Origin of the sequence: Pigmentiphaga litoralis (genome assembly GCF_013408655.1) — a bacterium.
GTDB lineage: Bacteria > Pseudomonadota > Gammaproteobacteria > Burkholderiales > Burkholderiaceae_B > Pigmentiphaga > Pigmentiphaga litoralis_A.
Window position 1 is genome coordinate 2,873,639 of sequence record NZ_JACCBP010000001.1, and the last position, 16,682, is coordinate 2,890,320.

A 16,682-nucleotide genomic window follows, 5' to 3' on the forward strand; every position below is an offset into this window, starting at 1 on the left:
AGTTTGCGCGCTCTTCGGTCACAACCGTGTCGGCGTGTTACCACAGTCAGGAAGCTGTGATGTAACGCGTGATATATATATCGAAGAGAGGGCTCACTTCCGGGCTGCTCAGCGCGGCCCCTGGCGTACGTGGCCTCGCGCACGCGAAGGGACGCCCATGTCATACATCATCGAGAAAGGACGACGCGTTGCGTTCGTCATGTCGGCACGACTTGGCGACACGCTGATCGCCATGGTCATCGTGCGCAATCTCGTCGCGCATGGCATTCAGGTCACCGTCTTCAGCCATCACTTGAGCGTGCTCAAGGACTGGTTTCCCCGCTTCGACATCCAGCCCGCGCTGCAGGCCCATAGCCTGCGCGACAGCCTGGACGGGTACGACACCGTCATCCACGCCTATGCCGCCGACGTCGTCGGCGATGTCAGAACCTGGCATCCGCGCGCCTGGGTTATGGATGAGTGGCCCGTGTACCGGCAGATCAAACCGATGCTGGATATCCAGCTGGATGTCTGCCGAAAGATGTTCGGCCTGACCGAACTGTCGCGCGCGAACGGCATTCAACTTCCTGCGACCGTCGACACCCGCGTGGCACGCCGCCGCGCCGTCATTCATCCGACCGCAAGCGCCCTGCACAAACAATGGTTGCCACAGCGATTCCTGCGCCTGGCAAGGCAACTGGAAGCGCAAGGGTACGAACCCTGTTTCGTGGTTGCGCCCACCGAGCGTCCGGGTTGGCAGTGGGTCGAATCCTGTGGCTATCGGCTGGTGTCGCACGCGTCACTGGCCGACCTGGCCGGATGGCTGGTGTCCGCAGGCATTTTTGTCGGCAACGATTCGGGGATCGCGCATCTGGCATCGAACGTTGGCGTGCCCGTTGTGTCACTGGCCATGCGGCCCCGTATCGCCCGCCGCTGGTCACCCGGCTGGTCGCCCAGCGTGACGTTGACGCCGATTCCGTTGATGCCCGGGCGGATGTTGCGGGAAGCGTTCTGGAAGCACCTGCTGCCGGTATCGCGTGTTGCGACGGCAATCGAACGGCTGCGCAAGCATGTGGCTGGTACGCCCCGGGCCTTTGGTCCGGCGCCGCAATTGAGCCATGGTTATGCTCGCATGCTGGGCCGCCAGTGGGCGAACCTGCTGGCGCTGCGGCCACGTGCTGCAGCATCGGTCTCCACGCCGACCCTGCCGCCGCAAACGCGCGCCCGCGGCACGGGCGTCACTGCGGGTCAGCGCACCACGACGATCGGGCGCTAGACCAGCCCTTTTCCGTTTCACCCCCGTGGCACTCCCCTCCCTTCTCTGAAGAGGACCGGCAGGCTGGTGACGCCTGTCCTCTATCCGCCACCTTCATCGCCCGGCTCTCCACCTCGCTGGCTCAGCGCTAATCAGTGTTTTCCATAACCTGACTTCAATGACTTCGGCTGCTGCTCATCCGTAAAGAAATCGCAAGCAGCCTGACATCCCAGAGACCGTTGATTTGCGGGCCTCGCCAATGGTTGAGCCATTTCAAAGCCGTCATAACCTAGCCTTATGACCCTACCCGCCTGCAAGACTGAAATCTCACCGCGATTTAGGTTTCGGCCTACATACCAAGGATTAATCCCTCTCTACCATCGATTCTGAAATCTCACTGAATCTTCAGGTTATCGCAAAGGTGCGAGTTTCGGATCGATCCAATGACGTCACGCTTCCGCACATTTGCTCTCTCGCTGACGCGACCGCAAAAGATCGCGATCATGGTCGTTGCGGACGTTATCGCCCTGCCCATCTGCCTCATGCTTGGCTACCTGCTCCGCCTGGGCGAGGCAGATTATCTCGAGCAATATGGATTTGCTGCAGCCACCGTCATGGCGCTTGCAACGATTCCGGTGCTGTACCTGAGCGGCCTGTATCGAAACGTCGTCCGCTTCTTCGACGTTCGGATGCTTCGTACGACAGGAGTCAGCCTGGCCGTGCTGGCCATTGGCACCTACGGGATCACGATTGCGTTGGGTGCACACCCGCCACCTCGCGCCAGCTTGCTCATCTACTGGTTCATTGCATTTTCATATGTGCTTTTTTCACGTCTGTTCGTTCGGCACCTGCTACATCAAAGCCCTGCGGCAAGACTGAAACGCCCCCGCGTCGCCGTCTATGGTGCGGGCGAAGCCGGATTCCAGCTGGTCAATTCGATGCGAGACGGCCGCACCCACACTCCCATTTGCTTTTTCGACGATGACTCCCGCTTCGTGGGGCGCCATTTGTCGGGTTTGCGTGTCTACGGCATGGACGATGTGATCCGCGTGGTCTATGGCGCCGACATCGACGAGGTAGTCCTGGCGCTTCCTCATGCCTCCCCCGAGCGTCGCAAATTCATCGTCAATCGTTTCGCCAGCATGGGCATCCTCGTGAAGACGCTGCCATCTCTGGATCAACTGGCCGAGAGCAGTGCCCTGGAATACACAATCAGAGAAGTACAGATCGAAGACCTGCTGGGTCGCAAGTCCGTACCTCCTATGGAGGCGCTGTTTTCGCGCTGTGTGCAAGGCAAGTGTGTGCTGGTCACGGGCGCTGGCGGATCAATTGGAAGCGAACTCTGCCGGCAGATCCTGTCCCGACGCCCTACCACCTTGCTGATGGTCGAGCACTCCGAATTCGCGCTCTACACCATCGAGCTTGAACTGAAAACACGCTTCCCGAATTGCCAGGTCATTGGCGTGCTGGGTTCGGTGCTCGATGAGCCTTTGTTGGAACGCATCACCCGGGTCCATCGCGTCGACACGATCTACCACGCCGCGGCCTACAAGCACGTGCCGCTGGTCGAAACGAACATGGCCGTCGGGCTGCGAAACAACGTCGAAGGCGCCTGGGTCGTCGCCAAGGTTGCCGCACAGAATCGCGTACAGACCTGTGTCCTGGTATCGACCGACAAGGCAGTACGACCTCCAAACGTGATGGGCGCAAGCAAAAGGTGCGCCGAACTCATCTTCCAGGCTTACGCGGCTGAAAGCGATGTGCAGACGACCTTCAGCATGGTCCGCTTCGGCAATGTTCTGGGTTCGTCGGGCTCGGTCGTGCCCCTGTTTCGGGAACAGATCCAGCATGGGGGCCCGATTACCGTCACACATGCCGACATCACGCGGTACTTCATGTTGATCCCCGAGGCAGCGCAGCTGGTGATCCAAGCCGGCGCAATGGCCTCAGGCGGAGAAGTCTTCGTGCTGGATATGGGCGATCCCGTCAAGGTGATCGACCTCGCTCGGTCGATGATCGAAATGTCAGGGCTGAGCGAGAGGTCCGAGACCAACCCGGAAGGCGATATCGAAATACGCGTGACCGGATTGCGGCCTGGCGAAAAGCTTTATGAAGAATTGCTTATCGGAAGCCATGTGAGCCGCAGCGAGCACCCGCGCATCATGAGCTCGCGCGAGAACTCGCTCTCGCTTGCCAGCCTGGACGTCCTGCTTCGGACTCTCTTGGGCCAATGCCGTCAAAACTCCGAGCCCGGAATGATGTCGGCGCTGCAACTCATCGTCCCCGAGTATGCGCCTTACTCCCAGTGGCAACGCCCGACTGGCGACACAGCGCCTCCTGCGCAACCGGTTCGCGCGCTGCTGTCCTATTGGCAGGACGACGTGCCATCGGTGGCGCCCACCGGGCGGACAGCGCTGAGCCGATAAAAACCTGCCGTGAATGGCGAGGGTCCGACAACCAACTTCGAAATGACATCACTTTCTTCATGAAGATCACCATCTTTGGCAGTGGATACGTAGGACTGGTCACAGGCGGATGTCTGGCGGACGCGGGTCATCGCGTGCTGTGCGTCGATGTCGACAAGGCAAAAGTGGACGCCTTGAGCAGCGGCAAGGTCGCCATTTACGAGCCAGGCCTGGAATCCCTGATTCGTGAAAACCTGGCTGCCGGACGGCTGCAATTCACGGCTGATGCGCAGCAAGGAGTGAATTTTGGCGAACTGGCTTTCATTGCTGTTGGCACGCCCTCCGGGCTTGACGGCGAAGCCGACATGACCTTTGTCCGTGCGGTAGCCGAGGCAATCGGCCAACACATGACCGACTACAAGCTGGTCATCAACAAATCCACGGTGCCCGTCGGCACGGCCGATCTGGTGACCACGATCATTCAGCGCGCCCTGCAAGAAAGACAGAAGCACATCGATTTCGATGTGTGTTCCAACCCGGAATTCCTGAAGGAAGGCGCCGCGATCGGCGATTTCAAGCGCGCGGCACGCATCATTGTCGGCACGGATTCCGACCGCGTTGAGGCACTCATGCGCGAATGCTATGCGCCCTACAACCGCAATCGCGACAAGATGATGTTTATGGGTGTTCGCGCTGCGGAGTTGGCCAAGTACGCAGCCAACGCCATGCTGGCAACAAAAATAAGTTTCATGAACGAGATCGCCAACATCGCCGAAAGACTGAATGCTGACGTCGAAGAAGTTCGCCGGGGTATCGGAAGCGATCCGCGCATCGGCTACGACTTCATCTATCCCGGTTGTGGTTATGGCGGATCATGTTTTCCGAAAGACGTGAAAGCGCTCAACCGGTCGGCCCATATGGCCGGCTATCACCCCGCGCTGCTTTACGCGGTCGAAGAAGTCAATCACCGCCAGAAGCAAGTTCTTTATACCAAGCTGATGTACGCGCTTGGAGGCCCGCCTCGCGACATGCGTATTGCGGTCTGGGGACTCGCATTCAAGCCAAATACCGATGATCTTCGCGAAGCACCCAGCCTTCAACTCATCGACCAATTGCTGGCCGCCGGAGCCCATATCCAAGCCTACGATCCGGAAGCCGGAACTGCGTGCGCGGCATTGTACGCAGCGGCTAGCGCCCTGACGATCTGCGAATCCAGCCATGCTGCCTTGCAGCGCGCCGACGCACTCGTCATTTGCACCGAGTGGCCGGAATTCCGTTCGGTCGATCTGATGGTGCTTGCGCAAGAACTGGGCCGACGGCTGGTCATCGACGGCAGGAATGTGTTCGACCCGGCACGCTGCGCTGCCGCCGGCTTGACGTACTACGGGATAGGACGGGCGGCCGAAGTGGCGGTCGTGCCATGAGGATCGTGTACATCCATCAATACTTCAACACGCTTGAAATGGCCGGCGGTACACGATCGTTCGAGATGGCCCGCCGCCTGGTTGCACGCGGACATGAAGTTCATGTCATCACATCCTGGCGGGATCCTGCGGAGGCGACAGATTGGTTCGTCACGCGAGAAGAAGGCATTGAGGTCCACTGGCTGCCCGTTACGTACTCGAACCATATGGGGAACCGCGACCGTATCAAAGCGTTCATCAGGTTTGCGTCGAAAGCCTCCTCACGAGCTATGTCCATTCCCAGCGATGTGATTTTCGCCACCAGCACACCGCTCACTGTCGCCATCCCCGCCATCGCCGCGAGCATCCGGCGTAGAACACCCATGGTGTTCGAAGTGCGCGACCTCTGGCCGACATTACCGATTGCCATCGGCGCGCTTCGCAATCCGTTACTCAAAATCGCTGCCCGCTTGCTCGAGAAAACGGCTTACACCCGGGCAGCGGCCGTCGTCGCCTTGTCTCCGGGAATGAAAGACGGCGTCGTCCAACGCAACATCTCGCCCGAAAAAGTCGTGGTCATTCCAAACAGCTGCGATAACGACGACCATGCAAACTCCGAAGCGGGTGGCCTGGCTTTTCGCGCCGACCGTCCGTGGCTCGCGCACCGGCCTTTGCTTGTCTACTGTGGCACCTTCGGAAAGATCAACGGAATCCACACCCTCGTCGAGATTGCCGCGGAGTTGCTCCGTATTTCACCCGAGACTCGAGTGCTACTCGTTGGAGCCGGACAAGAAGAAACCAATCTGAGAACGCGCGCGCGCGCCAACGGGACGCTCGATCGCAACCTGTTTATCGAGCCCAGCATTCCGAAACGGGATGTTCCTGCGTTGCTGGCAGCTTCGACCATGGCCTGCAGTTTCTTCGTCGATTTACCCGAGATGCGCGCAAATTCGGCCAACAAGTTCTTCGACGGGCTTGCCGCCTCCCGGCCTATGGTCATCAACCATGGAGGCTGGATGGCGGACCTGCTTTCCACAACGGGCGCGGGGTTGGTCGTCTGGCAATTGTCGCCACGTGAAGCTGCCCGAAAGATCGCAGCAGCCTTGCACGATGCAGAGTGGCTTGCCAACGCGCGTCAGGCTGCCAAACGGCTTGCAACCAAAGACTTTGATCGAGACCGTTTGGCCGGAGATCTCGAGCAAGTGTTGATCGCCGCAGCAGGCAATAATCGGAGTGCGGCATGAACCTGGTGCTTGCTGCCGCATTCTATTTTTCCTTGGTAGCTGGGGGTCTGCTTCCTTTTACCGAGACAGAGCCGATCTACGTCGTTGCCAAGTCGGTCAGTCTGATTTTCTTTCTTTGCGTAGTGACTTCGGTACTCAAGCGACGCAGCTTCGCCATTCCGGCACTGACATTTCTTGGCATTGCAGTTCCGCTCCTGCTCTGGTCTGCCCTGCGGTCGAGCGACTACACGTACGCCCTACAGAAATTCGATGCCATCGCCTTTGGGACGGTTGGCGCTGCGGCCCTCTTTTATCGGTTGCGGGAGCGCGTCGGCGTCGCAAGCGCCTTCGACAAACTGCTGCTGGTCGCGCTTGCCGTCTTGCTCGCTACCTTGGGCTACAAGCTCGCTTATGGGTTCTGGGATCGAAGCATCCGATTCTTCCTGAACGGTCCGATCGTGTTTGGATGGCTGATGGGAAGCATGTGCCTGATCGCCCTTCACCGACTCATCACGACAGGCGCGCCCCGGTATTTCCTGGCCGCCATGGTTTTCTTCGCTGCGACGGTGTGGCCCATGTCGAAGGGCGCCATTGTCGCGCTACTCGCGAGCATGGCGATGCTTGCAGTGCTGAACCTTCGCCGCAGTGCCTTCAGCCGTATTGCCCTGCTAATGGCCCCCTTGCTGCTTCTGGCTGCACTGCTGTTTTCTTCGGGCAGCGTACTGCCGTTGAACGATACGCGGCTCGCTGCCTTCAGTCGCATCCTGACCAATGAGATCGACAAGAGTGACGAAGGATCCATCGTTACGCGACTTGACATGCTCGATCAAACCGCCGAGCTGATTCGAAAGAATTACGCGCTCGGCGTCGGGTTGGCCAACTGGCAGACCGCCAGCGGCAGTCAATTCGAGTATCCCCACAATGTTTATGCAGAGCTGGCCGCCGAGTTCGGCTTGCCGATCGCCGTCCTGCTTCTATTAGCACTTGCGACGATGTTCGGCCGCGTACCTAACCAGACTCGCGTCCTCGCACTCTTTTTTCTCATCGCAAGTGGTTTCAGCGGTGACGCAAGCTATTTGCGGTTCCCGCTGGCTTTCATCCTCGCGTCGTGGCGCCTCAATTGGTCTGCACATGAAACACCTGCCGCTCATCATCGGGCACGTCATCAAAGGCTTCGCCATTTTGGCCAAGCTGGCATTTCTGATTTTGGTGGTACCCGGCATGGCTAAGGGTGAGTTCGCCAACTACTTCGTCGACCTCACGATCGCGCTTTTGGTCGGACGGGTGGTGTCTTGCTGCGCCGAAGACCAGATCGTGCTCCTGAGCCGCGGGCAGCGTCGTCGTGAGCGATTCTTTTTGGGATCACTGCATGTCGCGTTCCTGGTCGCCGTTGCCGCGACGATCATCGGCGCGCTATGGAGTGGCAGCCCCCGCGCCGTGATGATCGCCTCAGCATCAATGACGATCGCCACTCTTTCATACGCCGCGGGCTTGGTTCGAGGAAATTCTCCTCTGGCTTACGAGTTGGTCAGCAACGTGCGTTGGCTATTGCTTCTTCTGCTCGCGATGGGCACCCACGCCGCAACAGCAAACGATCTGATCACCCTTTTCAATCTGTCGACGATGGCGACACTGGCCATCACCCTTCTTGTGCTCGGGTCCGTTCTGCCTGGCCGCGGCATACCGCTCGATCTGCGGGGCTACCGATGCCTGCTCAGCCGATACCCGTCCTGGGCGACCAAGGTCGTATCGAACGCATTGTTGTTGCTCAACTTGCGCAGCGTGCCGGTCTTTCTGAAGCTTCTCGGCCGTCAAGTCGATGACTCGCTTGCGATTGCATTCAGTATTGGAGAGGTCTGCTGGCAACTGTGCATGGTGTTTGTAAATCGGACTTACTCGCTGCTTGCCACGGCATTCGGGCACTCGAACAAGCCCTCGTTGGCTTTCGGCTTCCTGGCTTGCGCAGTCGTCACTGCCGTGTGCTGCATCGGCTTCTACGCCATCGCCAGCATCGTCCCCAATGCGTCCTGGCTCGATCGGCTGCACTTGCCCATGGTGTTCGTGGCAATCGCCTATAGCGGCGCCGTGTCGCTCTTCTCGCTGTACCGCGCGTACTCGTGGTTCCTGTTTCGCCGGAGCCTAGGTACTGACGTTCTTCTCTACCAGACAGCCCTCGCAGCAAGTGGTCTGTGCGCCCTCGCGGTGATCCGGGATCCGGTAACGGTGACCGCGCTGCTGTCCGTCGTCGCCTCGTTGCTGTACGTCTTTTTTTTCAAAGCAAAGTTGGATCGATAAGGTGCCCACCGTGTCCATAAGGAGTCAGTCTGCAAGTGTCATGGGAGCGCTGTGGCTCGCACTGCTGTCGACGACCGCGTCGGCCAGCGCTGACGCCTTGCCTATCATCTCGTGGGGCGTAGACGCTGCTGCGCAGGCCTCACGGCTCCAGATCACGGCAAACCGCGTCGGATGTGGCGCGTCGCTCAGTGCCTGCCTTGCACGCAATACGTCGGGCCATCCGGACAAGGACAGCCGCATCGCGCTGTCGTTGCCGGCAAGTCGCAGTCCCGCCGACATCCTTGCGGCCATTGACCAGTTTGTCTCTGCCGATCCTCCCCCAGGCCAGCCCTACGAAATCGGCCTGGACGACTTTGCCGCCATCGTCAGGCGCGGATTACAGACCAACACGTTGTCCTCTATCGGCGGCATCCCGGAGGTCATCGCACATGCCCGTACGACACCAAGGCTCGCAGCCACGGTGTACGAGGACGACCTGCCCTACCTGGAATCGATCAAAGACGGCGACCTGTCACGTTTCAGGGATGGCGTGCAGCGCGTCGCGTTCTTCCTGCACTACCGCCCCGCGGTCGGTGCCTATACCGATTACCTGAACCGCGTAAAACGCCTCTTTCCGAACGCTGAGGTTTTCGGCGGCATCTACCACTACGACCGTGCCGACTATCTGCCCTGCCAAGCCGACTCCCGAGTCCGCTGCACCGACGCCGAGGAATACGCCCTTTTTCTGAAATCGGTTGACGTCACGCTCGACGCCGTCCGTCGGGGCTACCTTGCAGGCATCGAACTGTATCCGGGGCGGATCGGTCAGGAAGCGACTTGGGACGGCTGGTCGAAGTCTCGCACCTGCCGCACCAGTCGTCAGCCGGAGTGCATCGCTACATCTCAGCGCATGGGCCAGGCACTGGTCAAGAAACTGGAGGCCAGATGATGCAAGGAAAGGCACTGACCGATAGCGCCCGACGTGCATTGGACTTGGCATGCGTCCTCGTTGCCGCACTTCCGGCCCTGCTTGTTCTGGTGCCGATCATGCTCAAGGTCCGAAGAAAACTCGGCAAACCCGCAGTGTTCCGACAGGAACGTGTCGGGCGCCACGGGCAACGCTTCACGTTGTTGAAGCTGCGCAGCATGACAACAGCTACCGACGAACATGGCGAACTCCTTCCTGATGCACTGCGACTCACTCCCTTCGGTTCTGCCCTGCGCAGCAGCAGCCTGGACGAGCTTCCAAGCCTGTGGAATGTGCTGCGTGGCGACATGAGCATCGTGGGTCCGCGCCCGCTTCTCGTGGAATACCTGCCGCTGTACACGCCGGCACAAGCGCGCCGTCATGAGGTGCGACCTGGAATCACGGGTTGGGCGCAGGTCAATGGGCGTAACGAAGTCAGCTGGACAGACAAGTTCGCGATGGACGTCTGGTACGTCGACAACCGAAGCGTCGGACTGGATCTGAAGATCATTGCGTTGACGGTACGAACAGTCTGGAATCGACAAGGTGTCAGCAGCAGTGACCACGCCACCATGGAACGCTTTACCGGGTCACGGGGAGCCGGCAGCAATGACTGACATCCTATTTGGCATCTACGGCGCAGGCGGGCACGGACGGGAAATCCTTCCCTTCGCGATCGCCCAATTGGAAAAGTCGAATGTGTCGCTGGACCGCCTGTGCTTCATCGACGATGCTACGCCAGAAAGGCTGATCAACGACGTCGCCGTCCTGACCCTGACCGAATTTCTAAGCATGGACGCCGCTGAAAAACGTGTCGCCGTGACAATGGGCAACAGTGCAGCAAGGCAAGCCGCAACGTCACGGATCGCTGCGCATGGCATCACACCCTGGTCGGTCACTGCAGCGACCGCAGTCGTCCTGTCGCATTCGCAAATCGGCCAGGGAGCGGTCCTCAGCAGCTTTGTCTATGTGGGACCCAATGTCCGCATCGGAACAGGATTTCAGGCCAACACCCGCAGCCACGTCTCCCACGACTGCGTCATCGAAGACTTCGTCACGCTCGCGCCAGGCGCGATTTGCAACGGCAATGTGCATGTGCGAGCCCATGCCTACATTGGCGCTGGCGCGCTCATCAGACAGGGTGCGGCCGGAAGGCCCCTGGTCATCGGCGCGCATGCTGTCGTGGGCATGGGCGCAGTGGTGATCGACGATGTTCCCCCGCTTGCCACGGTTGTCGGCAATCCAGCGCGCATCCTGGAAAAAAGGAGTACTCAGCCATGATGATTTGTTCTCCCTGGCCGGCCTTCACGGCGGAAGAAGCGTCAGCAGTGCAGGAGACGCTGCTTTCCAACCGAGTCAATTACTGGACCGGCGAGCATTGCCGCGAGTTCGAAAAAGAATTTGCCGCTTACGTCGGCACGACCCACGCGGTCGCGTTGGCCAACGGGACAGTTGCCCTTGACGTTGCCCTGAGAGCCTTGGCGATAGGACCTGGCGACGACGTCATCGTGACGCCTCGAACTTTTATCGCGAGTGTGTCGTGCGTCGTCAACGCAGGTGCCCGACCGGTGTTTGCCGACGTCTGCCCTGAAAGTGGAAACCTGACCGCTGCGACGATCGAGCGCGCGCTGACGCCCAGGACCCGAGCCGTGATCTGTGTGCATCTGGCGGGATGGCCCTGCGACATGGATCCGATCATGGCCCTTGCTGCACGGCACGGCCTGAAGGTTATCGAGGATTGTGCTCAGGCACACGGGGCTCGCTACAAGGGCAAGTCGGTCGGATCCCTCGGACACATCGGCGCCTGGAGTTTTTGTCAGGACAAAATCATGACGACCGGCGGCGAAGGCGGCATGGTCACTACCAATGATGCAAGCCTTTGGTCAGCGATGTGGTCCTTCAAAGACCATGGAAAGGATTGGAACGCTGTCTATCAGACGCAGCATCCACCGGGCTTTCGATGGGTCGTCAGCAGCTTCGGTACCAACTGGCGAATGCTCGAGATGCAGGGCGTGATTGGTCGCGTCCAATTACGTTGGCTCGACGATTGGATCGCGACCCGGACACGCAATGCCAAACGCATCCTGGACACCTGCGCGCAGTTCGACTCGCTTCACGTCCCGACAGGTTGGGCGCAAAACGATGGTTCTGTACATGCCTTCTACAAGTCCTACGTCCATGTCCGCCCAGAACGGCTGAAGTCGGGCTGGGACAGAGACAGGATCATTGCGGCGCTTGGCGAACAGGGGGTTCCGTGCTTCCAGGGCTCGTGCTCCGAGGTCTATCTGGAAGCGGCCTTTGACGATACCGGATGGCGGCCGCAAGACCGTTTGCCGGTAGCGCGGCTGCTAGGTGAGATCAGCCTGATGTTTCTTGTTCACCCGACACTTAGCCAAGAGGAGGTCCAGCACACCTGCGACTGCATTTCCACCGTACTGACTGAAGCAACCGCTCCCGCGTGACGGGTTGCAACCACCCCACCAACGTAGATGACGACCCACTGAAAAAGAGAGCTGATGATGTCCCATACTTTGCACTTTCTTCCTGCCATCGTCGCGCGCGCTGCCGCGATCGGTTTGCTTGGCGCAGTCTCCGCGTGCGGAGGTGGCGGGGGCGATGACGGTGGCTCTGGAGGCCCCGCGCCGTTGAGCGTCAAAGGTACGGCCGCGACCGGTGCGCCGTTGACCAGCGCCGCGGTCAACATGACCTGCGCCAATCGCGCCGCGCTGGCCGCGAACACCGACGCGCAAGGAAATTTCACGACGCCTCCAGTGTCGTTCAGCTACCCCTGCATCGGCACAGCCACCAAAGCGCCGGTCACCTATCGCAGCATCCTGCTCAGCGGTGCAAACGTGAACTTCACCCCGCTGACCGATATCTTCGTGGAAGTTGTCCTGGCTGCCTCCACCAGCGGTACGGCATCACTGACCGTGGCCGAGTTCCTGGCCAAAATCCAATCGGACGCTACCTTTGCCACCAGCGTGAGCAGCCCTTCGAACGTGAGCAACTATCGCGCCGCCGTCATTGAAGTGGTTCGCACCCAGTTGATTGCCAGCGGCAAATCGGCTGCCGAGGCCGATGCCATTCTTGCAGCGGCGCGCAACACGAACTTCGAGTCGGCTACTTTTGTCGCAAATGGGACAGGACTGGACAAAGTGCTCGACGATACGAAGTCCGTCACGCAAAACCCCGATGGTACCGTGGCGGCAGCCGTCAAAGCCGCTGCCAAGGCTCGCGGTGATACGTTGGCGCCTCCTGCCAGTGGCGGCACCGGCGGCACTGGGGGCACCGGCGGTACGGGCGGCACTGGCGGCACCGGCGGCTGAGCATCGCGATGATGGCAATGCGTTGCGGGATTACCGCCCTCCCCCTGATTCTTGCTGCCACCCCGGTGGTCTCCGCCGAGATGACCATGACGCCGCAGGGCTACACGGGGCTGGCCATCACCCCGACTGCCCATCTGCTTGATTGGGGGAAGGTGGACCTTGCCTACGACGCTCAGTTGCCAGGGGCCCAGTCGCGCACGCGCCTGGGCGGAACCGACGGCCACAACTACGTGGTCGGGTTCGGCCTGTTGCCGAACCTGGAGTTCAGCGGACGGATCGCCAGCAACACCACGAACTCCAATTGCTACGTCGACGGTTGTGGCATTCGCGACCTGTCTGCCAACGTTAAGGCCGGAATCGGACTGGACGCAGCACGTCATTACCGCGTCGCCGTGGGCGCAACAGACGTTGGAGGCGGTGCCACCAATTTTCGGAGCTACTACGGCGTTGGCACCTACACCGGCGGACAGTGGGATGTCAGCGTGGGCCTCGCGCAGCGTAGCGCCGTCAGAAACAGTGGTGTGAAGTCGCCCCTGGGCGGAATTTTCGGCAGCGTGGCGCTTAGCCCGTTCCCGTGGCTGCAGACATCCGTCGAGGTTGTGAACACCAATGCATGGGCAGGCGCAAAGCTGTTCGCCCCGCAATCCTGGTTGCCGCAGGGCTGGCGGGCGCATGTCGCCATCAACGCCAGACTAACGGACTCAGGCGTAACACAGCGCAGCTGGATTGGTGTGGGTGTGGCGATTCCCCTCTACAAGACGCCCTCGTTGCCCACAACCGCTCACGCCATACCGCTTCCGGCCTACGCGCGTGATTCCGGATTGCGCGTAGAGCCGACCTATCCAGCGACGGCCTTGCCTCCGCAAGATCTTCAACCGCGCGCGCCTGTCGGCTTTGAACCCGCCCAGCCCGTCAGCGATGGGGGCCTCGAGGGGCTGGCCGCCGCACTGAAGGCCAAGGGACTCGAAGACATTTCAGTGGGCCGGATGCCGGACGGATCCATCGTCGCCACAGTGAACAATGCAACCTACAACTGGAATGCGCTGGACGCCCTCGGGGTCTCACTTGGCGTCGTAGCGCGCCAACTGGGTGACGCCAAGGCTGGGTACCGCGTGGTACTCAGTCAGCGCCAGATCCCACTGGTTGGCGTTACCGGGCAGACTGATTGCCTGCGTGAGTGGCTGGCTGGAGAGACGGCCACCTGCACCGCGGGGCAACTGTATGCAGCAGGTGGTACGGCGCTTGAGTCCTTGTACCAGGGCGCCACCTGGGTCGTACGCAATGAGGCCCCAAGCTGGAAAACGTTGCGGGTCAGCCTGCAGCCGGTTCTGGCCAGCAACGTTGCCACGGAATATGGGGTCTTCGACTACTCGGCAGGCATTGCGGTCAACCTGCAGCAACCCTTGTGGCGTGGAGCGACGGCCGAGGCCAGATACATTGCGCCACTTGCCAATTCCAGTGATTTTGAACGGCGCGGCGTGTACGGTTCGCGCCGCCTGCACGCCGGCGTTGACCGGGTGCTGCTGACGCAAAGCTTGCGACTGCCACTGGAAAAATGGCTGCCCGGCGTGTCAGAGCTTCAGGCCTCGCGATGGGGGCTGAGCGCTGTCACGGCAGCAGCCAGCGTCGGCAAGATCAATTCGATATACGACGGTGTGTATGGCGAAATGCGTTGGGAACCGGGAGAAGGCAAGCATCGGTTCGGCCTGGAAGCCGGCCGCTTTACCCGTGATCGCACTGTGATCGGGCCCCTCTACGGCCCCATTTTGCCAACCGCCCCGCGAGTTGCCGAGCCTCTGCTTGGCAGCTACCGCTACAGCCATATGCAGACGCGCACCAACGTAGAAGTCACTGCCGGCAGGTTCATGAACCACGACGTAGGCGCCCAACTTGTGCTACGCCAGTGGTTTGCCGACACCGCGGTCGCACTCTATGCAAAGCGGACCAAATTCGAAACACAGCGGGTCAGCGCCACCTTCGTTGGCGTGGAAGTCACGCTGCCACTGGGCCCACGCAAAGACATGTCGCCAGGCAACTTCGTGCAAGTGACTGGCGTGCCACGGTGGAGCTACGCGGTAGAAACACAAACCGGCGCGACGACCAACGCCATTTCCGTTGCGCACGCAGTCAGGCCAGGACTCGCGACATTGAATACGACATTCAACTCGGATCGGTCGGGCCTGGCCTATTTCGAAGACAACTTGCGCCGAGTCCGGGATGCAGCACGATGAAGCGAGACACAAAGGGGAGCACGTTGAATCGCATGGAACACAAAAAGCTTGCACCGTACCTGATTGCGAGCGTCACCATCGCATTTGTGATGCAAGGGTGCGGCGTGTTGACCGCACCCGGATATGACTATGCGGATCCAGGGCAACGGACCAGCATTACGCTTGGCCAGTACATCGCCACTGATGCCGACAACCCGCCGCAGGGCGTCATCGTTCCGATCTCGCCAACGCTCGTGCAGACGCAGGCACGCTCGCGGCCAACGCAGATTCCCGATAGCATTCGCGCGCTGTTCGCAGAGCCGATGCCGTACACCATCGGGCCGAGCGACGTCATCGCCATCGTGGTCTATGACCACCCTGAACTGGTGCCGTCCACCGGCACGGTGATCACGCAGGCGGTAGACCCGACCGGCATCAGCGCGCAACCTGGCTTCATCGTGAGTGCCGACGGCGAAGTCACGTTTCCGTTCGTCGGCCGAGTCCGCGTGGCGGGGTTGACCGAGATCGAAGCATCCGAACTGATCGCCAAACGAATCTCTGAATACATCAACAAGCCGCAAGTGAACGTCCGCATTGCCTCGTTCCGCAGCCGCCGCGCCTACGTCGAAGGCGAAGTCAGCCGGCCAGGCATGCAGATCTTTACCGACGTTCCGATGACCTTGCTCGAAGCTATCAATCGCGCTGGAGGCATCACGCCCGCCGGCGATCGGTCTTTCGTGACGCTGACACGCCAGGACGTGACAACGCTGGTAGACCTGCCCCTGATGCAGGAACTGGGCGCCAATCCAAATCGCATCTTGCTGCAAAGCGGCGACCTGATCACCGTCAGGAATCGGGAAGAAAGCAAGGTCTATGTCATGGGCGAAATCCTGCGTCCGTCTGCCCTCCTCATGCGTAACGGCCGGCTCACATTGAACGAGGCCTTGGGTGAAGCAGGCGGAGTCAACCTTGCGACCGCCAATCCTGGTCAGATATACGTAGTGCGAAAGAATCAGCAAGGCGGTCCGGCAATTTTTCACCTCGACTCACGATCGCCGGCCGCCTTCGCGCTGGCTGACACCTTTGCCCTGCGACCCAGAGACGTGGTGTACATCGACCCAGTGCCCCTTGTGTCGTGGAATCGCGTGATCAGCCTGGTCCTGCCCTCGGCGCAGGTTGTCAACATTGGCAGCACCATCTCCACGCGATGAATGCGATTTTGACCATCTGCGTAGGCAACATCTGCCGCAGCCCGATGGCAGCGGCCCTGCTTGCACGCGACCTGCCGCAAACCCGCGTGTCTTCAGCCGGCGTAGGAGCCCTCATCGGCAGCCACGCCGATTCCAAGGCCATCGCGTTGATGGCCAAACGCAACCTGGACATATCCGGCCATATTGCGCGTCAAGTCGGCCGTGAACTGTGCCAGCAAGCCGATCTGATCCTTGTGATGGACCAAGCGCAGCGCCGGTTCCTCGAACTGCACTACCCGTTCGTGACCGGCAAGGTATTTCGTCTTTGTGAGGCCATCCGGCAAGACGTGCCTGACCCCTATCGATTGTCGACCGCTGCGTTCGAATACTCTCTCTCTTTGATCGAGGCGGGTGTGAAGACGTGGGCTGGCCGCATCGCAAAACTTTAAT

At 60.3% G+C, this 16,682-nt stretch carries 14 protein-coding genes; all 14 read left to right on the top strand.

What is annotated here, in order from left to right; genetic code table 11:
• Positions 1-157: 157 nt before the first annotated feature.
• The 14 genes from HD883_RS12945 (at position 158) to HD883_RS13010 (ending at position 16,681) form a co-directional block, all read left to right on the top strand.
• Complete coding sequence (locus tag HD883_RS12945) at positions 158-1,255, top strand: glycosyltransferase family 9 protein (RefSeq protein WP_179584817.1); 1,098 nt, start codon at positions 158-160, stop codon at positions 1,253-1,255.
• A 422-nt stretch (positions 1,256-1,677) separates the two neighbouring features.
• Positions 1,678-3,660, top strand: coding sequence for a polysaccharide biosynthesis protein (locus tag HD883_RS12950; protein ID WP_179584816.1), 1,983 nt, complete (start codon positions 1,678-1,680; stop codon positions 3,658-3,660).
• Positions 3,661-3,719: 59 nt separating this feature from the next.
• A complete protein-coding gene (locus tag HD883_RS12955) occupies positions 3,720-5,063 on the top strand; it encodes a UDP-glucose dehydrogenase family protein (protein ID WP_179584814.1) in 1,344 nt (447 codons plus the stop codon).
• Positions 5,060-6,286, top strand: a complete 1,227-nt coding sequence (locus tag HD883_RS12960; RefSeq protein ID WP_179584812.1) for a glycosyltransferase family 4 protein — start codon at positions 5,060-5,062, stop codon at positions 6,284-6,286. Before HD883_RS12955 ends, HD883_RS12960 begins: the two co-directional genes overlap by 4 nt.
• Positions 6,283-7,494 carry an O-antigen ligase family protein gene (locus tag HD883_RS12965; RefSeq protein ID WP_179584810.1) on the top strand — a complete coding sequence of 404 codons (1,212 nt, stop codon included), beginning with the start codon at positions 6,283-6,285 and terminating at the stop codon, positions 7,492-7,494. The genes HD883_RS12960 and HD883_RS12965 overlap by 4 nt, the downstream gene beginning before the upstream one ends.
• Positions 7,397-8,560: a hypothetical protein gene (locus HD883_RS12970; protein ID WP_179584808.1), complete on the top strand. Its 1,164-nt coding sequence runs from the start codon at positions 7,397-7,399 to the stop codon at positions 8,558-8,560. The genes HD883_RS12965 and HD883_RS12970 overlap by 98 nt, the downstream gene beginning before the upstream one ends.
• Positions 8,561-8,600: 40 nt before the next feature.
• Positions 8,601-9,488, top strand: coding sequence for a hypothetical protein (locus tag HD883_RS12975; protein WP_179584806.1), 888 nt, complete (start codon positions 8,601-8,603; stop codon positions 9,486-9,488).
• A complete protein-coding gene (locus tag HD883_RS12980; protein WP_306455872.1) occupies positions 9,485-10,123 on the top strand; it encodes a sugar transferase in 639 nt (212 codons plus the stop codon). Before HD883_RS12975 ends, HD883_RS12980 begins: the two co-directional genes overlap by 4 nt.
• The gene (locus HD883_RS12985; RefSeq protein ID WP_179584804.1) at positions 10,116-10,787 is read left to right on the top strand and encodes an acetyltransferase; all 672 of its coding nucleotides are present in this window, start codon (positions 10,116-10,118) and stop codon (positions 10,785-10,787) included. The genes HD883_RS12980 and HD883_RS12985 overlap by 8 nt, the downstream gene beginning before the upstream one ends.
• Positions 10,784-11,968, top strand: coding sequence for a DegT/DnrJ/EryC1/StrS family aminotransferase (locus HD883_RS12990; RefSeq protein WP_373563361.1), 1,185 nt, complete (start codon positions 10,784-10,786; stop codon positions 11,966-11,968). The genes HD883_RS12985 and HD883_RS12990 overlap by 4 nt, the downstream gene beginning before the upstream one ends.
• A gap of 183 nt (positions 11,969-12,151) precedes the next feature.
• Positions 12,152-12,832, top strand: a complete 681-nt coding sequence (locus HD883_RS12995) for a hypothetical protein (protein ID WP_179584802.1) — start codon at positions 12,152-12,154, stop codon at positions 12,830-12,832.
• A gap of 8 nt (positions 12,833-12,840) precedes the next feature.
• Positions 12,841-15,063, top strand: a complete 2,223-nt coding sequence (locus HD883_RS13000; RefSeq protein ID WP_179584800.1) for a YjbH domain-containing protein — start codon at positions 12,841-12,843, stop codon at positions 15,061-15,063.
• A 32-nt stretch (positions 15,064-15,095) separates the two neighbouring features.
• Positions 15,096-16,253, top strand: a complete 1,158-nt coding sequence (locus tag HD883_RS13005) for a polysaccharide biosynthesis/export family protein (RefSeq protein ID WP_179584798.1) — start codon at positions 15,096-15,098, stop codon at positions 16,251-16,253.
• Complete coding sequence (locus HD883_RS13010; RefSeq protein ID WP_179584796.1) at positions 16,250-16,681, top strand: low molecular weight protein-tyrosine-phosphatase; 432 nt, start codon at positions 16,250-16,252, stop codon at positions 16,679-16,681. Before HD883_RS13005 ends, HD883_RS13010 begins: the two co-directional genes overlap by 4 nt.
• The last annotated feature ends 1 nt before the right edge of the window (position 16,682 follow it).

What these genes read in the sequence shown, in the direction of transcription:
- HD883_RS12945 (WP_179584817.1), top strand. Translation starts at nt 158, where the DNA reads ATGTCATACATCATCGAGAAAGGACGACGCGTTGCGTTCGTCATGTCG.
- HD883_RS12950 (WP_179584816.1), top strand. Translation starts at nt 1,678, where the DNA reads ATGACGTCACGCTTCCGCACATTTGCTCTCTCGCTGACGCGACCGCAA.
- HD883_RS12955 (WP_179584814.1), top strand. Translation starts at nt 3,720, where the DNA reads ATGAAGATCACCATCTTTGGCAGTGGATACGTAGGACTGGTCACAGGC.
- HD883_RS12960 (WP_179584812.1), top strand. Translation starts at nt 5,060, where the DNA reads ATGAGGATCGTGTACATCCATCAATACTTCAACACGCTTGAAATGGCC.
- HD883_RS12965 (WP_179584810.1), top strand. Translation starts at nt 6,283, where the DNA reads ATGAACCTGGTGCTTGCTGCCGCATTCTATTTTTCCTTGGTAGCTGGG.
- HD883_RS12970 (WP_179584808.1), top strand. Translation starts at nt 7,397, where the DNA reads ATGAAACACCTGCCGCTCATCATCGGGCACGTCATCAAAGGCTTCGCC.
- HD883_RS12975 (WP_179584806.1), top strand. Translation starts at nt 8,601, where the DNA reads ATGGGAGCGCTGTGGCTCGCACTGCTGTCGACGACCGCGTCGGCCAGC.
- HD883_RS12980 (WP_306455872.1), top strand. Translation starts at nt 9,485, where the DNA reads ATGATGCAAGGAAAGGCACTGACCGATAGCGCCCGACGTGCATTGGAC.
- HD883_RS12985 (WP_179584804.1), top strand. Translation starts at nt 10,116, where the DNA reads ATGACTGACATCCTATTTGGCATCTACGGCGCAGGCGGGCACGGACGG.
- HD883_RS12990 (WP_373563361.1), top strand. Translation starts at nt 10,784, where the DNA reads ATGATGATTTGTTCTCCCTGGCCGGCCTTCACGGCGGAAGAAGCGTCA.
- HD883_RS13000 (WP_179584800.1), top strand. Translation starts at nt 12,841, where the DNA reads ATGATGGCAATGCGTTGCGGGATTACCGCCCTCCCCCTGATTCTTGCT.
- HD883_RS13005 (WP_179584798.1), top strand. Translation starts at nt 15,096, where the DNA reads ATGGAACACAAAAAGCTTGCACCGTACCTGATTGCGAGCGTCACCATC.
- HD883_RS13010 (WP_179584796.1), top strand. Translation starts at nt 16,250, where the DNA reads ATGAATGCGATTTTGACCATCTGCGTAGGCAACATCTGCCGCAGCCCG.